Source organism: uncultured Prevotella sp. (genome assembly GCF_946407605.1).
Lineage (GTDB): Bacteria > Bacteroidota > Bacteroidia > Bacteroidales > Bacteroidaceae > Prevotella.
On record NZ_CAMJOS010000024.1, the window covers coordinates 1 to 17,997 of the forward strand.

General features: G+C 42.9%; 15 protein-coding genes. 11 read left to right on the top strand and 4 right to left on the bottom strand.

All coding sequences use genetic code 11. From position 1 onward, the window contains the following. The 3 genes from Q0R57_RS10350 to Q0R57_RS10360 form a co-directional block, all read right to left on the bottom strand. On the bottom strand, positions 1 to 1,274 hold a 1,274-nt coding region (locus Q0R57_RS10350; RefSeq protein WP_294747077.1), incomplete at its 3' end, for an ABC transporter permease. 160 nt (positions 1,275 to 1,434) lie between these two features. Beyond that, the gene (locus tag Q0R57_RS10355) at positions 1,435 to 1,986 is read right to left on the bottom strand and encodes a hypothetical protein (protein ID WP_294747080.1); all 552 of its coding nucleotides are present in this window, start codon (positions 1,984 to 1,986) and stop codon (positions 1,435 to 1,437) included. Positions 1,987 to 1,992: 6 nt separating this feature from the next. Next, the gene (locus tag Q0R57_RS10360) at positions 1,993 to 2,541 is read right to left on the bottom strand and encodes a hypothetical protein (RefSeq protein ID WP_294747083.1); all 549 of its coding nucleotides are present in this window, start codon (positions 2,539 to 2,541) and stop codon (positions 1,993 to 1,995) included. Positions 2,542 to 3,151: 610 nt separating this feature from the next. Here Q0R57_RS10360 and Q0R57_RS10365 point away from each other — a divergent pair. After that, on the top strand, positions 3,152 to 4,432 hold the full coding sequence (locus tag Q0R57_RS10365; protein WP_294747086.1) for an ATP-binding protein: 1,281 nt from the start codon (positions 3,152 to 3,154) through the stop codon (positions 4,430 to 4,432). 352 nt (positions 4,433 to 4,784) lie between these two features. Here the strand turns inward: Q0R57_RS10365 and Q0R57_RS10370 are convergent, their stop codons facing one another. Then, positions 4,785 to 5,090 carry a hypothetical protein gene (locus Q0R57_RS10370; protein ID WP_294747089.1) on the bottom strand — a complete coding sequence of 102 codons (306 nt, stop codon included), beginning with the start codon at positions 5,088 to 5,090 and terminating at the stop codon, positions 4,785 to 4,787. A 370-nt stretch (positions 5,091 to 5,460) separates the two neighbouring features. On the opposite strand from Q0R57_RS10370, the gene Q0R57_RS10375 reads away from it, so the two are divergent. The 10 genes from Q0R57_RS10375 to Q0R57_RS10420 all read left to right on the top strand — a co-directional run bounded on the left by Q0R57_RS10375 (position 5,461) and on the right by Q0R57_RS10420 (position 17,995). Continuing rightward, positions 5,461 to 6,105 (top strand): UpxY family transcription antiterminator, encoded by a 645-nt coding sequence (locus Q0R57_RS10375; RefSeq protein WP_294747092.1) that lies wholly within the window; start codon positions 5,461 to 5,463, stop codon positions 6,103 to 6,105. Positions 6,106 to 6,130: 25 nt separating this feature from the next. Next, complete coding sequence (locus Q0R57_RS10380) at positions 6,131 to 6,862, top strand: hypothetical protein (RefSeq protein WP_294747095.1); 732 nt, start codon at positions 6,131 to 6,133, stop codon at positions 6,860 to 6,862. A gap of 199 nt (positions 6,863 to 7,061) precedes the next feature. Beyond that, positions 7,062 to 7,604 carry a hypothetical protein gene (locus Q0R57_RS10385; RefSeq protein ID WP_294747098.1) on the top strand — a complete coding sequence of 181 codons (543 nt, stop codon included), beginning with the start codon at positions 7,062 to 7,064 and terminating at the stop codon, positions 7,602 to 7,604. Positions 7,605 to 7,611: 7 nt separating this feature from the next. Continuing rightward, a complete protein-coding gene (locus Q0R57_RS10390) occupies positions 7,612 to 8,169 on the top strand; it encodes a hypothetical protein (RefSeq protein ID WP_294747100.1) in 558 nt (185 codons plus the stop codon). After that, positions 8,162 to 10,045, top strand: coding sequence for a patatin-like phospholipase family protein (locus Q0R57_RS10395; RefSeq protein WP_294747103.1), 1,884 nt, complete (start codon positions 8,162 to 8,164; stop codon positions 10,043 to 10,045). The genes Q0R57_RS10390 and Q0R57_RS10395 overlap by 8 nt, the downstream gene beginning before the upstream one ends. An 84-nt stretch (positions 10,046 to 10,129) precedes the next feature. Beyond that, positions 10,130 to 11,227, top strand: coding sequence for a dsDNA nuclease domain-containing protein (locus Q0R57_RS10400; RefSeq protein WP_294747106.1), 1,098 nt, complete (start codon positions 10,130 to 10,132; stop codon positions 11,225 to 11,227). A gap of 47 nt (positions 11,228 to 11,274) precedes the next feature. Beyond that, complete coding sequence (locus Q0R57_RS10405; RefSeq protein WP_294747108.1) at positions 11,275 to 12,975, top strand: hypothetical protein; 1,701 nt, start codon at positions 11,275 to 11,277, stop codon at positions 12,973 to 12,975. A gap of 10 nt (positions 12,976 to 12,985) precedes the next feature. Then, a complete protein-coding gene (locus tag Q0R57_RS10410; RefSeq protein WP_294747111.1) occupies positions 12,986 to 15,418 on the top strand; it encodes a hypothetical protein in 2,433 nt (810 codons plus the stop codon). Continuing rightward, positions 15,418 to 16,536 carry a hypothetical protein gene (locus Q0R57_RS10415; RefSeq protein WP_294747113.1) on the top strand — a complete coding sequence of 373 codons (1,119 nt, stop codon included), beginning with the start codon at positions 15,418 to 15,420 and terminating at the stop codon, positions 16,534 to 16,536. The genes Q0R57_RS10410 and Q0R57_RS10415 overlap by 1 nt, the downstream gene beginning before the upstream one ends. After that, the gene (locus Q0R57_RS10420) at positions 16,529 to 17,995 is read left to right on the top strand and encodes a hypothetical protein (RefSeq protein WP_294747116.1); all 1,467 of its coding nucleotides are present in this window, start codon (positions 16,529 to 16,531) and stop codon (positions 17,993 to 17,995) included. Before Q0R57_RS10415 ends, Q0R57_RS10420 begins: the two co-directional genes overlap by 8 nt. The last annotated feature ends 2 nt before the right edge of the window (positions 17,996 to 17,997 follow it).

Sequence of the window (17,997 nt, forward strand, 5' to 3'; positions counted from 1 at the left end):
TTAAGCACGAGTATCGCCCCAAAGGCTCCAATGAACAGTGAGGGGGCAAAGAGCATCTCGCCCTCAACAATCGGAGCCGTATTGAGCGTGCTATTGTCGAAGAACATGCCGAGGATTTCCCTTCGCAGACCGTAGATGGCGAGCCACGAGAATACGAGGCCGATGATGCCTCCGATAGTTGTCAGTACCAGGTTCTCAGCTATCACTTGGTTCAGTAGCGTTGTGCGTCTGGCACCGAAGGTCTTGCGCACGGCCATCTCCGCCGAGCGTCGCTCCATACGTCCAGCCACGATACCGCAGAGGTTCAGTGCCGGCACGAAGAGTAGCACGAACAGGATGCCCGCGTAGTGCATGACCAATTGCCACCCCGTAACCACCCCGAACACGCTGTCGCGATTCTCGGAGCGGAGCATGTGCACGGGGTGCGTGGCCAGGTTTCGGGTCAAAACCAGTTTCATCTTTACACCCTCGCCAAAGTTGAAACTCGACTCTACCACTTCAGGATGTGCCTGCTGCATGCGTGCGGCCAGGTCGTCGAGTTGCTGCTTCAGCGCCAGCAGATGTGCGTCGTCTTTCACTGTGGCCACGATGGAGTAGAAGCCATGGTAGGCATTGCCGAAATGTGTTTCCACCAGGGTGTAGGGCACGATGATGTCAACATAACTGTCGGGGGTAAGCTGACTACCGCTGCGCACCACGCCCACCACGCGCACATCGGGGCGGTTTTCTATCGTTACCGTCTTACCTAAAGCATCCACGCCCTTTCCGAACAACCGTTCCACCAGGGCATCGCTGATGACGCAGACAGCCTCCTTGTCTTCCACCTCCTTCTGGGTGAAGGGCCGACCGCTCAGGAAGTCGTATTCATAGATGCGGAAGAAGTCGGCGTTAGTCTCGTTGCACACGACGTCCACATAGTCATCCTTGCCGCGTTCCACAAAGGTGTGGCAGCGCCCTTCCATTTTACCCGTACCTGCCGCCAACAGCGTGGGCGAAGCGTACTCAATGTTCGGGCTGGACTTGAACCACTCCTCAAAGGCTTTGGCGCTGAAGCCCATCTGCCCCATGCCGCCGTTCTCCGCTTCAATGCGCAGACCCTCGAAGTAGACCGTCCGTGCGCGGTTTGGCTCCGGATAGATGGGCGCCAACTTGATGTAATACACTACGGCCATCACCATCGTAAAGGCAATGGCCAAGGCCGTGCCCGCGATGTAGATGCCGGAAAAAAGTTTCTCCTCGCGCATTAGGGCGAGGGCCTGTCTGAAATATCTCATATCTGTTGCGTTATTTTGTCTTCCTTATTATATGCCAAAACCGTGCCAAACTCATAACTGCCTGATAATCAGCAACGGCATAAAATAAAGTGTCCATTTCTGGACACTCATGGTGTCCGGAAATGGACAATCTAATATGTATTTCTCGTTACTGTATCTTTCAGAACCCCGGTTCTGCCTCGCCACGAAGGAAGGTAATCCATCCATCCTTGTCTTTGAAGTAAAATCCTTCGAATCGAAGCGTCGTTTCATCGGCGTAGTCGAAGGTGGCGATATTGGAATAGGCCATGTGTCCACTATTTGCACCCTCATAGTGGGCATTCAGCAACAGGCAGTTGCGCTTCTCGCCATTTCCCCCTTCCGGGCTGTAGTAACTCAGTTTCCATGTACCTGAGAAAGTTCCTTCCAAAGGCTCCACATTCTCCCAATCGGTATAGAGTTGCTCCCCGTCGATGGTGACGAGCTTGCGGGTTTGCCATTTGCGCATACCCGATAGTGTGCCGTCGGTCTGGAATGTGAGGCGCTCGAAATAGCGCTGCGTGTCGCTGATGTTCTCGTAGTGCCATGTGCCGACCATGAGCGGCCCGTACTGCTCATTCAGCTTCACGGTCTTTTCGTGTGCCTCCGGGTCGGCATATCTTGGTTCGTCGCTTTCGCAAGAGGCGAATGCGAGGGTGACAACCAAAAGTGATATGACGGTTCGGGTTTTCATGTTCATTTACTTCTTCAACTTGCCTTTGCTCTCAAGATACATCGTGAAGGTCTCCCACTGCATGGCATTCTTCTTGATGTTGGCCTGCGTGCGCTCGTCGTTAATGAACTGTGCTGGGTAACAGTCGTGCAGATAGTAGCGTGGATTGCCCTCGTCCTCGCCAATCGTAGAATAGTGCAGAACAAGGTCGTAGAAAATGCGGCTGTCGAAATCGGACACGAAACGGCTGACCTCAAACAAGAAGTTCTCACCAAGGCGGAACTCCAGTCCCTCTTTATGATAGTTCTTCATCAGCTTATTGAAAAGTTGCTCATCCTGCTTCTTGAAGCGGATCTCGCGGGTGCTAACGTTGAACCACTCGATATCGTCCTCGGTGAAGAGGGTGTCAATGGTGGCAGTCGCGCCCCTTGTCTCGCCACTCGCTTCGCAGACGAAGAACTTAATCTGCTCCTCGGGACAAACAGTAAAGGGCTTATCCTGCTCGTTGTCATTGCTGCTGCAAGAGGCGAGGGAGAAAGCAGCAAGCATCATGAAGGCGATTCTCCAGAGTTTCATTGTTTTCATCTTTCTGTTTCAATTGTTACTTTCATTTAATTTGTCGTTCTGACTGAGGTCTATGCACTCAAATCATTTTGATATTTTATACACACGCCTTGTCCTGTTGAATGTCGGACACACTCTTAGTTCTAATTCGACTGTGCAAATTTACGAATTATTATGTGATATCGTTCCCTTTGCCTATACCTTTTATGTATTATTAGGTGAAATTTGTTTGTTTTGAGGAATGATATAAAGACTACTATAATCAGATGAAATCGGAGTTTATTCAGGAGATTGTTGAGCGCACTATGTCCGTGTGGTCCTTTCCCGAGTTGATTTCTATCTGGTGAGCACTCATCGTTCAGATAGAGCTTGATTTACAATGAACTGAAAGCACTTACAGCAGGTTTTTTTACACTTTTCAATAACTTTTGATGGCAAAAAAACTACACTTTTCAATGATAAATGTCAAAACTACACTTTTAAAATTGTTGCGTTATTATGTAAAATATCGCGTTCCGAGACACTATTTCTTGTAAAATATCGTATTCTGATGCTATGTTTTTATGTAAAATATCGCGTTTTACGTTTTTTTTCGTATCTTTGCACCCAAAATATCATCGTTATGGTTGACAAAAGGACATTGGAATTCATCCTCACTGACCAGCAGGAGGAAATGGAAGGCAGAGCTGAAGAGGCATTATGCCAGCGGCGTGAAGAAAGTCTGATTGACTTCAAAAGCACTCAGGCACAGGTAGTCATTGGTGTCAGGCGAAGCGGTAAGTCAACGCTTTGCTATCAGGCTATGCACAATCACAGCCTGAAGTTTGCATACGCTGACTTCGATGATGAACGGTTGGTTGACCTCAAGGCAGACCAGCTGAACGACGTGCTGGAGATTCTGTATAAGATATACGGCGACTTTCAGTATCTTTTCCTCGATGAGATACAGAATGTCGAAGGATGGCATCTGTTCGTCAATCGTATGCTGAGAAAGAAAATGCACGTTATCATCACAGGTTCCAATGCCAAACTGCTCAGCGGCGAGTTGGCCACGCACCTCTCTGGTCGCAATAAGGAAATATCACTTTATCCTTTCTCTTTCAGGGAGTTCTGCATGATGAAAGATGTGGACACAGAACGTCGCACCACGAAGGCAGAGGCATTCCGCAGGGCGGCTTTCGACGAGTATCTGAAGCAGGGCGGCTTTCCTGAGTTGCTGATGATAGACGACAACAGAAATTACGTGAGTTCATTGGTGGACAACATTCTGAAACGCGACATCGAGCAGAGATACAAGATTGCCTACAAGGCTGCATTTGAGAACCTTGCCCATCACCTCCTGAACGTATCGCCTGCCATTGTCGTCACTACTGACCTGGCTGATCTGTTCCATTTCAAGTCGGAGCATACGGCCAAGAACTACGTGAAATACTTGAAGGAAGCCTATATGCTGGTGGGCATTCAGAAGTATTCGCAAAAGAGCAAGCAACGCTCTGTCCAGGAAAAGGTCTATGCCGTTGACGTGGCCATGATGGACCAACGCGAGAATGCCTTTGCGGGCGAGAACCTTGGTCATCGGCTGGAGACCATCGTAGCCATTCACCTTGTCAGGAAATGCAAGTCGGAGGGATTGGATGTCTATTACCTGAACGACCGTTCGGGCGAGTGCGACTTTGTGGTCTGCAAAGGTAATCAGGTCATACAAGCCATACAGGTGTCATACGATATTTCTGCTGAAAATACTTACAAGCGTGAGAAGAATGGCCTACTGCTTGCCGCCAGACAGACCAAATGCGAAAATCTGTTGCTACTCACTGACCATGAGAGCGGCGAAATAGAGGAGGATGGTCACAAGATGAAGATTCAGCCCGTCTATGAATGGAGTTTGGAACTCGGAGTGTAGTCAGCTGAATTTTAAGAAAGCAGTGCAATAGCCAAATATGTCAGGGGACAGATACTGACACAGGTGGGGGATACATGCCCCCTGGGGCAAATGCTTAGCTCACCTTGCTCTTTGAATGATTCCTCGGTCTATGCCTGTTAGGCGTTGAAGCTGACGGACGGATGCTCCAAGTTCCTTAAGCTGAATGAATGCCTGCCACTGGGTTTCTCTGTCGAGCTTTTGGAATTCGCTGCTATTGGAAACGCCTGCGATTCTGAAATCATTGAATGGAATACGGTTTACTACTGTTTGAGTATTACAAATCTGAAAGACGGGTTCAACGGTGCCATCGTATTCACACCAGGAGCTATATTCATAGTCCTTGATCAGAGTAACAATAGACATATGCACCTGCAATTCTCTTGATGGTATCACCAACTTTCTCATCACGCTCACGAATGAGCAGATGAAAGTGGTTTGACATCAAGCAGTAAGCGTAATAGATGCAGTTAGTGCCACAGGAGTTACCCTCATCATCATACTGAGTGCGCATTCTGTCGAGGATATTGATGAACTGATAGAAGTCCTCTGGCTCCTCGAAGATGTTCTGGTGATTGATGCCTCGCATCATCACATGATATATCTCAGTTCCTGATGTTACTCTTGGTTGCCTGGACATGAATGAATGTGTTGACTCTATGATATATAACGCTGAATAAGAGGGAATATTGTAAAAATAGAGGCTATTACGCAAGAAGAGAAGTGGAATACTAGTGGTTCATGTTGAATGGCTACTTCTTATGGTGCATAATCAGCTCCTGTGACTCTGGATGGAGTTGCAGGGGCGAATTGTTTATAACGGTTTTTGCGATGATTGACGAGAGCGGAAAAGGATGGCATGAGAGATTATGTTAAAAAATGCATAAGATTGTAGAAAAATAGAAATATTTCACTATCTTTGTGCCTTGAAAGGCAAGAAGTCGGGCGGCACCGACATTGCATCGATATTGAAATGTTGAAGTCATAAAGCTACTGAAGACCAGAGTGATATGATGGAGATGGAAGATGGAAGATGTCTGAGGGCTGATGTGAGTGGGCCGAGGACAGAGTCGGGAAAAGGACAGGGACGCGACACAAGGATGTGTGGTGACCCCAAGATGTGGTTTCCGATGAGGGTGACGTATCAGCGGGAGATGAAGGTGAAGGCGGAGCTGGACCGGCTGGGAATAGAGAACTTTGTGCCGATGAGGTATAAGGTGGTGGAAAGGCACAATAACGGGGATACGGAACTGCGGCGGGTGCTGGTGCCGGCTATCAACAACCTGATTTTCGTGCGGTCGACGCAGGAACGAGTGAGCGAGTTGAAGAGGACAAATGAGGTGCTGGAGCCGCTGAGGTATATGATGGACCATACGGCCGCTCGTGAACACGCCATTATGACGGTGGCGGACGGGGAGATGGAGAATTTTATGCGGGTGGCTTCGCGGACTGACGACAGCGTGATGTTTCTGGATGATGAGACGGTTTTGGGGAAGGAAGGCAAGCGCGTGGAGATTATGGGCGGCGCGTTTGAGGGCGTGACGGGCGTAATCAGGAGAGTGAAGAGGTGTAAGAGGGTAGTAGTGGAGATAGAAGGTGTGGCGAGCGTGGCGATAGCGTGGGTGCCGGCAGGGATGCTGAAGGAGATTGGTTAGATGGTTATGGGTTATAGACGTGGAAATGGCTAAAATGAAAGAAATATTTGTTGGCGTAAAAGAAATCGGTTATATTGAGACACAAATATCGAAATTGTGTGAAAAGTATAACAGCCGGAATGGTGTTGACTATATCCAGCAAAGAGCTCTGTTTAGAAATTATTGTCATGATACAATCACCGTTTTCGAAGATTGCTTTGAAACGTCAATGTTGGGCATGCAACGTTGTGTGAATAAGGTAAAAGCATATCAAACCAAAGATGATTTGGATATAAGAATTGCAACGCTTGATATCGTGGATATGCTTTGTGAGCTAAAGGATATCGCAAGAACAATGGTACCTATCAAAGATTTGCCATCATGTAAGAAACTGACAGAATTGTCGGCTGAAGACATCGTATCTAAAGCCAAAGACTTAGTGAAGAACGATTTTGTTAAGGCTGCTGTTGGAGTGTATCTTCTTGGTTCGAAGGTAAATGATGTGGTTAAGATTGAAGATGTGAAAGGTTACTATAGTGAACGTTTGGCTCAATTGAATAGTGAGATACGAACAAAGGGCAAGTTGATAAGTCCTATCGAACAATTCTTGCTGGACAAATTCAATGCGGAGATTGGTTATTGTAATATTGCCTTGTTTAAAGCAGGGATTGGTGCTGCAGAAGAATTAAAAGGATTGGTAGAGATAGGGAAGAAGCATATTGAAAAGTATGAGAATGAATATCGGAGTACGGCTTGCTCTGAGCGGGTGTGCTTGTAGATAATATGGAGGATGTTTAGGGCTTGTGCCGAGGTGGGGGGAGGAACCACAGGGCTGAGGAACGGAATAAGAATTTTATGGAGATGAAGGGATAGGAGATTGTTAAAGGGGTATGGCTGATGAGGCTGTGCCTCTTTGTGGTTATGAGGGCCGCGACGGTGTCGGGGCAGACAGAAGAAGTAATATAAAACTATAGATTATGGAAAATTGTAATATAAAGATTGTTGAATACAATGTGGTGAGGAGATTGCCTGAATTTAAAATGGCAAATGCTGCCAAGATTGTTTATGTGCGAAAAAGTGACCATGCGGACGATGAGTATGATACTTTTATAAATGAGGCTATTAGGCAAGTGTTTGACAACGTAACTTTCCGCAAAGTGACTAATATAGAATTGTTACGCAGAGAGGTGGGAAATTATAAGAAAGGACTGTTTCATATTCAATATGAACCAGATACTGATAAGATAGACCTGTATGCTACAGAATTTATATCTGAGGAAAAGAAATGGTCTGTTTATGATATCGTATTTCCGTTATATGTAAAGTCGAATGGTGAAGGGTTGGATATTGTCTTTAAGCATGAGATTGCACAGATGAAATATGAGAGTAAAGATATACCAAGTGCGAGAGACTTTATTGAAAGCTTGAAGAAAGAATTGATTAATCCACTGCCAATCATTTATACTCTTGATTGGGAAGAGGAGAGTTATGTGATGGGGGCTGAGGAAAAGATGAGTTAGTCGCGATATGAACACTATAGATGCTATTGTAAATATTGCAAGAGGTACAGACATTTTTAAAGTGTGTGTGTGTCAAATAGATTATTCTAATGATGAACATGCGCTTACGGATGAAGTAGGATGTTACATGTTTCATCGGCATAATTATGATTATCGCTTTATTGCTGTTGATGAACATCTAAAGGCATCGTTAGTCCAAATGGAGACAAAAGGGTTTGTGCTTAATTCTCAGGTGATGTTGAAAGATGGCAGATATGCCCATATCCCTCTTATGGATTTTCTTTGTGAGGTAAATGATAAAAATACGAGCAGGGTTATTGCAGGATTAAAACTATTAGACCTTAAGCACGGCTATTTGATGTACAGTGGCTCTTCGTATCATTTTATCGGATCTGACGTGTTATGTGAATCGGATTACAAATCATTGCTCTATCATTCATTGTTGTTGTCGACATTGGTTGATTGCCGATGGGTAGCCCATCAATTGATTAATGGTTCAAGTAATCTGAGGATGGGTGAGAAAAACGGAATTGTACCCCAATTAATAAAGAAGATAGATGACTAAGACTGGAAGGATAAGAAAGGTGGATCAGTTCACCACATGCAAAGGTGTGTTCCAGGGAGGTGGATGCAGAGGCTTTGCTTATGTGGGTGCTTATAAAGCTGCCGTTGATGCTGGGGTGGTTTTTACTGAGGTATGTGGAACATCAGCAGGCTCAATCTTTGCTGCATTTATAGCAGCAGGCGCTACTCCTAAACAGATGAGGTCAATTGTTGACCGGATGAATCCTGATGTTTTGTTTCATGTGCCATGGTACAGAAAGTCAATTATTACGAAAATTATCACTGGAGTAAGAAGGGGGTATGTTATTGACCCATCGAAATTGGAAGAAATACTCAACAAGGAATTAGCGGAATTGCTCCATATGGATGACGTGGTCAGGTTTTATCATTTGAGAATGCCGCTCACAATCATAGCCTCTGATTTGTGTAGGCACACTTATAAAGAATTCTCTCGCGAAAAAACGCCCGACGAATCCGTAGCCCATGCCGTGGTTTGCTCCTCTGCATTTACGTATTTCTTTAGATTACAGGATAAACGCTATACAGATGGAGGCATAGTTAGTAATATGCCGGCATTTGCTTTAAAGACCAGCAACCATTTCGACAAAATACTTGCATTTAACTTGTTGTCCAAAGAGACTGAATCGGTTAAAGACACATGTTCCTTTGATATACTGATGAATGTATTGACAACCATAACTAACGCGAATGTGGAAGTGCAGAGCCAATTAGTTCCGAAATGTTATGTTGTTCCTATTGACGTTAGGGATTATGGCGCACTGGAATTTGAGAAGATTAAGGATAAGGCGTGGTTGAATGCTCTTATATCACAAGGCGAAAAGAGCACGAAGGAGTTTTTTGATAGGAAGCAGCGTCCTTCGGCCAATCTTACTGCTCATGAAGATATGCTGAACAAGAGCATAGAGATGCGCACGCAGATATCCTTGATAAGTTTGAATGAGACACATGATCTTGCAGAAATATTTGTAATTGCTCATAATACTGTATGGTCAAGAGAAATGTTTCCTCTTCTTGTTGGATGGTTCAATGACGGTGTGAAGGTGAATGTTTATTGTGAGAGCCCTACCGCAAATAGTCAAACAGATGAAGAAGCCAGAAGGAGGATGCTTCGATACATGGGGTGCGAGATATATGAGGTGCAAACTACACTACCAATGATAGGATACTTCGTGAGGAGAAGTGGTGATAAGTGGGAGGCAATTATATCGAACGATGCGACAGGTAAAGGGAAGTATTATCGTACGGCAGTTGACAAACCTCTTTTGAAATCGGCACTGAATAACATTACGGCCAATGTGCCCTTGTTGGGAGCACCATACCAAACTGTGGGGAATACTGCTATCGGGATTAAGCAGGTAAACGATGCTGCTATCATTTCAATGATACAGCAAGAACCACTGTATCAAGGAGCAAGTCTTAGCTTTGAGACTATAGCCCTTAAAGATGTGGAATATCTGACAAAGTATGTACTTAACTACAAGTACATTAACATAGATTTGATACATCAGTTATATCAAGACGCAAATCTTCCTCCATTTAGTGCCGCTGCAATAGATTTTGGGCAGAAAGAGTCTTTGGTAGGACCGCCTGTGCTTGAAGAACATAATGGGAAATTGTATGTTATCGAGGGTAATACGCGGTGCTTTTATTGTATGAGAAATGGTATTGAGACTATCGAGGCGATTGTGGTAAGAAACGTAACCGCCCCGTTGCCAACATCGGGTAGATACAAATACGAAGATATTATACTAACAGACAATACCATGTATTTCGATACACGTTATCTCAATGCAAAGAGAAAGTATTTCAGGCATATTGAAAGATGCTTGAGGCCAAGTAATACATATTTAGTGTGAGAATACCGGTTGCGATGGTGTTGCAGTATACGAGGACAAGGAGGCAGCGATGCATCGCTGGAAAAAGACAAAGAAGAGAGAGCAATGAAAGAAGCAATTAGGCAAATCATAGAACTAAAACCTGATGACAACTCGGGTTCAACAATATCTAACAGATATGGCTATCAGAAGAATTGGGCTATGATGAAGATGTTGGAACTTGAGAGGAAAGGGAGAGACTATATGATAGTGTTTGATTATCATGAGGATATTATGGTAATCGACTCCTTGGCTGATGACCCTCAAATAGATTTCTTCCAAGTGAAATCATTGAGAGGGGATTATTGGCTAATGAGTGATTTATATAATGCCAAGGATGGCGATAAATTGTCTATCTTAGCAAAACTGCTGAAACATTCAGTTGATTTTACTAGGACAAGAGACTTCTATTTCGTTACAAACTCTTTCTTTAATACATCGCAGTATGCTAAAGGGGAAGACTACGTTCCATCGAAAGTACCTTTTTCAAAGTTTCATGAAAACATAAGAATGAAGACAATGGAAAAGGTAAGGCAGGAGATAAAAGATTTGAAAGAAGGGGTATGGGAGCATTTGTATGTAAGCCAAGAACAACTGAGCGTAAATGACTACAAATCGGAACTTCTTCAGGAGATACAAACGTTTATAGATGAAAAAATACCCCTTGGCGAAATAAAGAGAGAAACCATGTATGACGCTTTGTATGGCGAAATAGAGGGGAAACAAAACTATGATGATTTGATAACTGATGAGAACGTTCTTACTACGAGGAAAAGCATTAGACATGAGGAATTTGCCAATTTCATAAAACAGCTATCCACTTTCAAATCATACGATGAACATTGTAAGATTGTAAGGAATGAATTTCTCAAAGAGGCTAAATTTGGAGAGATAAACCTGAAACGAGAGATGGAATTCAGAAACATCCTCAATGAGAGAATAAAGACATGGATTTATAATTATAATGATGTGGAGTTCCTGCAACTGTGTACTCTCATTAAAAATATGGTAAACGAGTATAACACAGTGGATATGTTGGAAGACGATAACCATTGGACTGCCGCAAACAATGTGCTTGCCAAACTGAAGGGCGTGTATAATAATTATAGGGGATTCTCTGATGACGAGTTGTTGGCTTTAATACTATTGGAGTATGCAAGATAACAAAGGGAAACTGAATATACTTATTCGTAATCTTAGAACGAAACGGTATGAAAAAAATACGATTCAAGGAAATAGCCCTGATGAGTTACAGCGGGGCGGCCAGGAGAATCAATCTGGACAATGACTTGGTGATAGTAGCAGGTGGTAATGAGTCGGGAAAGTCGAGCATATTAAAGACTTTGTATTACACACTTGGTGCTACAGTCTATCCTTTTGCTCGACGGTGGGAACGAGCCAATGTGGCCTCGCTGCTGAAATTTACGATAGATGGGGTAAATTTTAAAGCTGTGAGAGTGGCAAGTGATGTGTATGTGTTTAATCCAGACAATACACTTCGCTTCCATGACTGGAACAAGCAAAAGATAGCCGAAGAAATGAACAATTTGCTGGGTATTCCACCATTCTTTAAGGACAAGGATGGTAATAGCCTGACTCTGTCGACTGGATGCCTGTTTATGCCTTTTTACATAGACCAAGATAAAGGGTGGGACCAACCGTGGAACTCTTTGCTTGGACTGAATGGGGGTAAGCATAATGCCATGTTGTTTCATACAGGTGCCATCGATGAAGAATATTATTCGTATAAATGCCTTTTAGACCAATCGGAATCCAGACTGAAGGATGTCGTCAACGAAATAAGCGGTAGCTTGAAGTTTAAGAGTACTTTCATGGCGAAGTATAAAGAGGCAGAAAGACTACCATTTAATGACGAAGACTTTAATCGTGGTATTCAAGATGTTTTGGAAAAATTGAAAGAGCTAAAGGAGGAACAAAAACAAATTCTTCAAGAACTGGAAAAGCTATATGCAGCCAAATATTCTTATCAGTTTAATGTTGACCAACTGAAGGAGAATATTGCGGAAATCAATAAGGATTTCAATTATGCGCTGAAAAGCCCGACAGAACTATGTTGCCCCATGTGTGGTGCAATGGTGGAAAATGGCCAGTATGAGCGTTTCAGAATGTTGGATGACCGGGATAGATGTAAAAGTCTGTTGATAGAGAACAACAAACGACTGGAGGAAATAACAGAAAAGATAAACACCAAGGAGATATTATCAGATAGAATTAAGCAAAAGATAGCCAGTATACAGGCTTCTTTTAGCAATAAGAGCGATAAGGTGTCTTTGGAAGATATGTTCATAGAAAAGATGAAGGAGCATGTGGAGACTGTTATGACACGTGCGACCAATGATCTTTTGGACGAAAAGATTAAACTGGAACGTGAAATCAAATATCTTAAAGATAATCTTAAACGAGTAAACAAGGAAGAGATAAAGAAGCAAATAGAAAAGGATTTTGATGCGTATCTAAAGAAAACGCTCCGAGAGTTTGGGTTGGACAAGAGCGAATATCAAAAACGATTCAAACTTGGAAGTAGAATAAATACAACGGGATCGAATGTGGTGAAACATATCGTGGCATATACATACGCCTACTACTATGTGATGCAGAAGTATAACTGCCCATTCTTCTCGCCTATCGTTATCGACGAGCCAAAACAAAAGGGTTTGGATGATAATGGATTTAGTTCGACTATCGATTTTATCATCAATGGACGGCCATCAGACTCACAACTAATATTGTCATTGACGGACAGTGAACTTAATCTGCTGCCAGAGAAATATAATCCTATTATGTTGCGGAGCGGAAACGATGTGATGAATAGCGAGGAATATGAGAGTGTGAGAAATGAGATAGATGAGCTGATATATACGGAAGGGTTTTCGTTGACGTCGCCGAGATAAGGAGGAATTTATGTTTAAAATACTAGGTATTAAAATATTGGAGGGATGTTATGAGAGTGTTCATAAGGTCCTAAAGGTGGGTGAAACATACCTTCTCTTTGACTATTACCAAGAGGATAATGGCAATGAGAATACACTGAAATGTGCAAAAACAGAACGTGGCGTAGAAAACGGACTGTATAACGTGACATGTGATAACGGAAGAGAAATCGCGGTTACAGTTACAGGCGTGGTGGGCCAAAACGGAGATGGAAAAAGCACATTCGTGGAGATGGCATTACGACTATTGAATAACTTTGCATACGCCTTTGGTTTCCTTACAGACCAAGAATCGCTACACTATAACATAGGTGTGGCAGGAATATTGTATTATGAAGTGGAAGGGCATATCTATGCGATTAGATGTGAAGGAGGAGAAAAAGCTTTTGATACAAATGGGAACCCTAATATGTCGTGCTATAAGGATGGTGAGAAGATAGAGGATATAGATTTGAGAGAAAATGATATCACAAAGAAACAGAGACTGAAGGAACTGCACTTGGAGGAACTGTTTTATACGATGGTGATAAACTATTCGCTCTATGCATATAACTCACTCACGATGATGAATGAAACGAAAGACGGTGGCAGTTGGATAGATGAACTGTTCCATAAGAATGATTCGTATCAAACACCTGTAGTACTGAATCCCATGCGTACAAAGGGAAATATTGATGTGAACAATGAAGAACATCTGTCGTATCAACGCCTATTGAGTTTATACACTATTTCAGGTGATAACGAGGAAGAGCGGAAGATAAAAGAGCATGAAACGGCCATAGGTTTTGCTTTTTATCAGGAGAAAGAGTCGAAGTTTGTTAAGAAAACGATAGAGGCATTCTTTTCTGAACATTACAGAGATGATTATTCATGGCAGAGCGTAGATATATTTTTTGTACCAGTGACGGGTGCCAAGGATGAGTATCAAGAACAGAAGGAAGCCCTTAGTAATCATTTTATGGACTTCTGGAGGGAGTTTGATGGGCTATATAAGAGAAATAAGAAACTCATGACATTGGTAGGGGACGCGCTTGCAAAAGACTGGATGAACCGTAGCAGCGAAACAGACTTCAATAAGTATGCGACCAAGTTGACCGATCATCAGTTATATTACAAATTAAGCGACCTAAAGCCATATCAGGCAGGAATAGATAAGTTCTTGAAGAGCGAACCATTCAAGACCATGAACTATGCAGAGTTTTATCGCATGGTAAGGGTTATGAAACTATGGGATATGTTGCAGGAAAAGTGCGTAGAGATAGATTGTGACCTGAATGAAGCCATTGAGAATAGAAAACAACCGCTATATGCTGCCAAGTTGTATGTGCTGTATAAGGTGATGGAAATTATGAACACCTATACCCCCTATAGGGATCATAGCTACATTGAGGACAGGACCTTTGAAATGTTGGTAAACCCTATATCAAAGAACATTGGCTTTAATAGAATGAAGGGCGATTTGCAAGAGATACTTGAAAAAGATGACTATACAACCTTAAAGTTGAGGCAGGCACTGAACTACATCAGGAACTATCAGGAGGCAAATAAATACTATCAGGCAAGCCCTGCAAAAGAGAGCATACCCAAGTATGAGGTGAAGGCCGAGAATACGTATTACGTCACATTCAAGGATTTGAAGAAGTTGCTGACGGGGTACAAAGGCTATGACGGCGTGAGTAAGATTATGAGTCTACTGCCGCCGCCAATCTTTATCGGAGATATTATTATCAGGTATCAGGATGAGAAAGAAGAAAAATATCATGATATGGCTTCGATGAGTTCAGGAGAAAGGCAAAGACTAAACTCAGTGGGCTCGTTTATCTATCATCTTCGAAATCTTGATGCGGAACAGACAGATGACAGTAAAATCCAGTACAAGAACTTGTTTGTTGTGTTCGAAGAAGTGGAGCTTTATTTTCACCCAGAATATCAGAAAGGTTATATCAATTGTCTGCTGAAACAGATTAGGCAGTCGAATTTGAAGAATGTGAAAAGTATATCTCTGTTGTTTGTGACACATTCACCTTTTATACTGAGCGATGTGATAAAGAGCAATATCCTGTATTTAAAAGATGGAAAAGATGCAAGAGCAATCATGAAGGTACAGACGTTTGCTTCGAATATTAACGAACTGCTTGCAGAGAGCTTTTTCTTGAAAGGAGGGTTCGCAGGGGAGTTTGCCAGTGAGGTGATTAATGATTTGGTTCAATATCTTCTGGGTAATTCAAGCAAACGTCAATGGAACATGAAATCGACAGACCAACTGATAGAACTGGTAGGTGACGATGTGGTAAAAATGCAACTACGCAAACTATATGCGCAAAAATATGGTAGGGAAAGCCAGGGCTATAAGGCTTGGTTGAAGAAAGAATATGAAAGGTTGGGACTGGACAAGGAGAACTGATGAGGAGAATACTGATTGATAAAAGAATAAAAGACCTAGCCGCTGACTATGTGAAAGATATGTCACGCGTAGTGGGAGATGTTGAGGCTTGTTTGCGGAACTTGGCTGAAGAGCTGAAAAAGCGAACAACTAAGATTTATGTCTGCACGCCTGACAATGTGAATTGTTATAAGGGTGATGAATACCAAAGTGTGTCGCAGTATGTTGGCAAGATAGCCGGCCATTACGGGGAGATAAACAATCTATTGCCATCGAAATATGATGGTGTGATGAGCGATATAGATGGAAGGCTGGGAACAATAAAGGTTGATGAAGTTTTAGTAAAACTGAGAGAAAAGGAAAAGCAACCATTATATGAAATGATAGTAGATATAATGGGATATAACAAGGTTAGAAAAGAAGTACTGCCCAAATATGTTAATAAACTAGAGATAAAGACTTGTGTTTATTGCAACGCCCAATTTGCGATTACGACGCTCATAGAAGATGTACGCGAGAAAATTATGTTAGGCAAGCCAGGACGCCCGAAGAAAGCAATAGTTATTCCCCGCCGAGGTGGTTATTATGAGATGGACCATAATAAGCCCAAGTCGAAATATCCCTATTTATGTACAAATTTCTATAATCTGCAACCATGTTGCAGTTCGTGCAATAAGCGTAAATCGGCGCAGGATTTGTCATTTTCTGTCTATTATGAGGAGGGTGATCCAGATCCAGCACCGCTACATTTCGCCATCAGTGAGCAAGATGTGATAGATTTTCATACCAAGGGTAAGTGTAAGGGCGTAAAGCCTTACCTATGTGATGAGGCTAACCCAACGAAACGTGTAGTGGCCAGAAAAGACGGTACATTGGCAGAGCAGTTCAATTACATCTTTGATATAGATAAAATATATGCAGAGCATGATGACGAGGTGGAGGAACTGCTATGGCGAAACAGAATATATACAAAAGGTATAATAAGTGCAACCAACAGCCAGTTTAAGGACTTGCAGATAGAGGAATTTGACTTTGGAAGGTATATTCTTGGTACCTATCCAAACAGGGAAGATGCCTTAAAGCGCCCTCTTACTGCGATGAAACAAGATATTTGGGAACAGGTGATAAAGGATGAGTAAATACCGTAGAACTATAGTGACACTTGATGACACGCAGACGAAAAAAGACTATATGTTGTTCTGCGTGTTTGAGAAGTTGTGGCCAGATATGGTTACACCATCACCGCAGCACATGCATCCCAAAGGAAAAGACTTTAACAACGATGGCAGGTTCGATATCTGCGTGCATGTTGATGAGGTAGATATAACTGCAAATGTAGAGGATGCCCCATTGCCACACGTGGTGTTGCAAGGCAAAGTGGAAATGCTATGGGGAGATATGCGGAGAGATCCTGATCCTGGCAATCATGGATTCATGCTGAAAAAAGGAAGCTTTGACATAGATTCTGTGACCGACATGCTGCCAGAGTCGCAATCCGTGCAACAGACATGGGCTTGGTTTGATTTGCAGCGACTGATGTACAATTTCTTGGGAACGCACAATATCAATCTTAACAAGGTAGGAGCTTTTACGAAGAAGCATCTTGGTATCAACCTTGCTGACAATCCTCTACATATAGGTTGCATTTATGTGGTACATTATAGCCCTATTAAAGCTGTGCATGTAGAGACGGTGCCAATGATGCCTGCAGTGAGGTGTGAAATAGACTGGCGGGTAGAGGCGACTAAAGAAGATGTGTATGTGAAAGTGACGGAAAAGGTGACTGATAAGCAAAGTACCCCTAATGTTTTTACCCAGCAAGTGACAAAAGGACAGACGTTTGCCTTAGTGCAAATGGGGAGCAGGCCAAGAAGAATAGATCTGGATGTGGAAAATGGAGCAGGTGAAGTGCTGTTTTTCCTGAGGAGTATAGTGTTTTTTGGTTCTACTATGTCATTTTATTCAAACCAACGCCAAAAGAAACAGCCATCGCCGGTACCAGTCAAGACCGTGGGATTGGAACACTATCTGAGAACGGCAATACTTGAAAAAGAGGCAAAGATAAAACGGTCGAGGATGGAGTTCGTGTATTTTGACGGAGATCCAACCAAGAAGGCTGAAAACCAGAAAGAAGCCAAAGACTGTGTGAAAAAGATGTTGGGAAGGGCAAAGAAGCATCTGATGATAGCAGACCCATACTTTGCAACAGACCAGTTTAATGAATATATCATGCCATTGGCAAGCGAAAAAGACCTTGAGATAACTATCGTGAACTGTAAAGAGCAATTGGAGATTGTAGCTCATGGTCTACAAAAACAGTTTCAAGATATAGAGAATGAACTAAAGGCTTTGGTTGCGAGTTTCAACGCAAATGCGAACGGGAATAAGGTCACCATTTATTGTATTACAGGAAAAGGACGGCTGCATGATAGATTTGTGCTGACTGAAGGAGAAGGATGGCAGATAGGTTCCTCGCTAAGTGAGTTCGGAAATAGAGCTTGTTGCATCATTAAACTCTTTGATAGTGCCTGCATGGAATTAGATAATTTACTATGTGGGTGGTGTAACGATGGGAACGTTTCATACAAAATGGAGTAAAC

Coding starts and splice junctions, on each gene's coding strand:
- Q0R57_RS10390 (WP_294747100.1), top strand. CDS start 7,612: ATGAACACTATAGATGCTATTGTAAATATTGCAAGAGGTACAGACATT.
- Q0R57_RS10365 (WP_294747086.1), top strand. CDS start 3,152: ATGGTTGACAAAAGGACATTGGAATTCATCCTCACTGACCAGCAGGAG.
- Q0R57_RS10405 (WP_294747108.1), top strand. CDS start 11,275: ATGAAAAAAATACGATTCAAGGAAATAGCCCTGATGAGTTACAGCGGG.
- Q0R57_RS10410 (WP_294747111.1), top strand. CDS start 12,986: ATGTTTAAAATACTAGGTATTAAAATATTGGAGGGATGTTATGAGAGT.
- Q0R57_RS10360 (WP_294747083.1), bottom strand. CDS start 2,541: ATGAAACTCTGGAGAATCGCCTTCATGATGCTTGCTGCTTTCTCCCTC.
- Q0R57_RS10395 (WP_294747103.1), top strand. CDS start 8,162: ATGACTAAGACTGGAAGGATAAGAAAGGTGGATCAGTTCACCACATGC.
- Q0R57_RS10385 (WP_294747098.1), top strand. CDS start 7,062: ATGGAAAATTGTAATATAAAGATTGTTGAATACAATGTGGTGAGGAGA.
- Q0R57_RS10375 (WP_294747092.1), top strand. CDS start 5,461: ATGATGGAGATGGAAGATGGAAGATGTCTGAGGGCTGATGTGAGTGGG.
- Q0R57_RS10420 (WP_294747116.1), top strand. CDS start 16,529: ATGAGTAAATACCGTAGAACTATAGTGACACTTGATGACACGCAGACG.
- Q0R57_RS10370 (WP_294747089.1), bottom strand. CDS start 5,090: ATGTCCAGGCAACCAAGAGTAACATCAGGAACTGAGATATATCATGTG.
- Q0R57_RS10355 (WP_294747080.1), bottom strand. CDS start 1,986: ATGAAAACCCGAACCGTCATATCACTTTTGGTTGTCACCCTCGCATTC.
- Q0R57_RS10400 (WP_294747106.1), top strand. CDS start 10,130: ATGAAAGAAGCAATTAGGCAAATCATAGAACTAAAACCTGATGACAAC.
- Q0R57_RS10415 (WP_294747113.1), top strand. CDS start 15,418: ATGAGGAGAATACTGATTGATAAAAGAATAAAAGACCTAGCCGCTGAC.
- Q0R57_RS10380 (WP_294747095.1), top strand. CDS start 6,131: ATGGCTAAAATGAAAGAAATATTTGTTGGCGTAAAAGAAATCGGTTAT.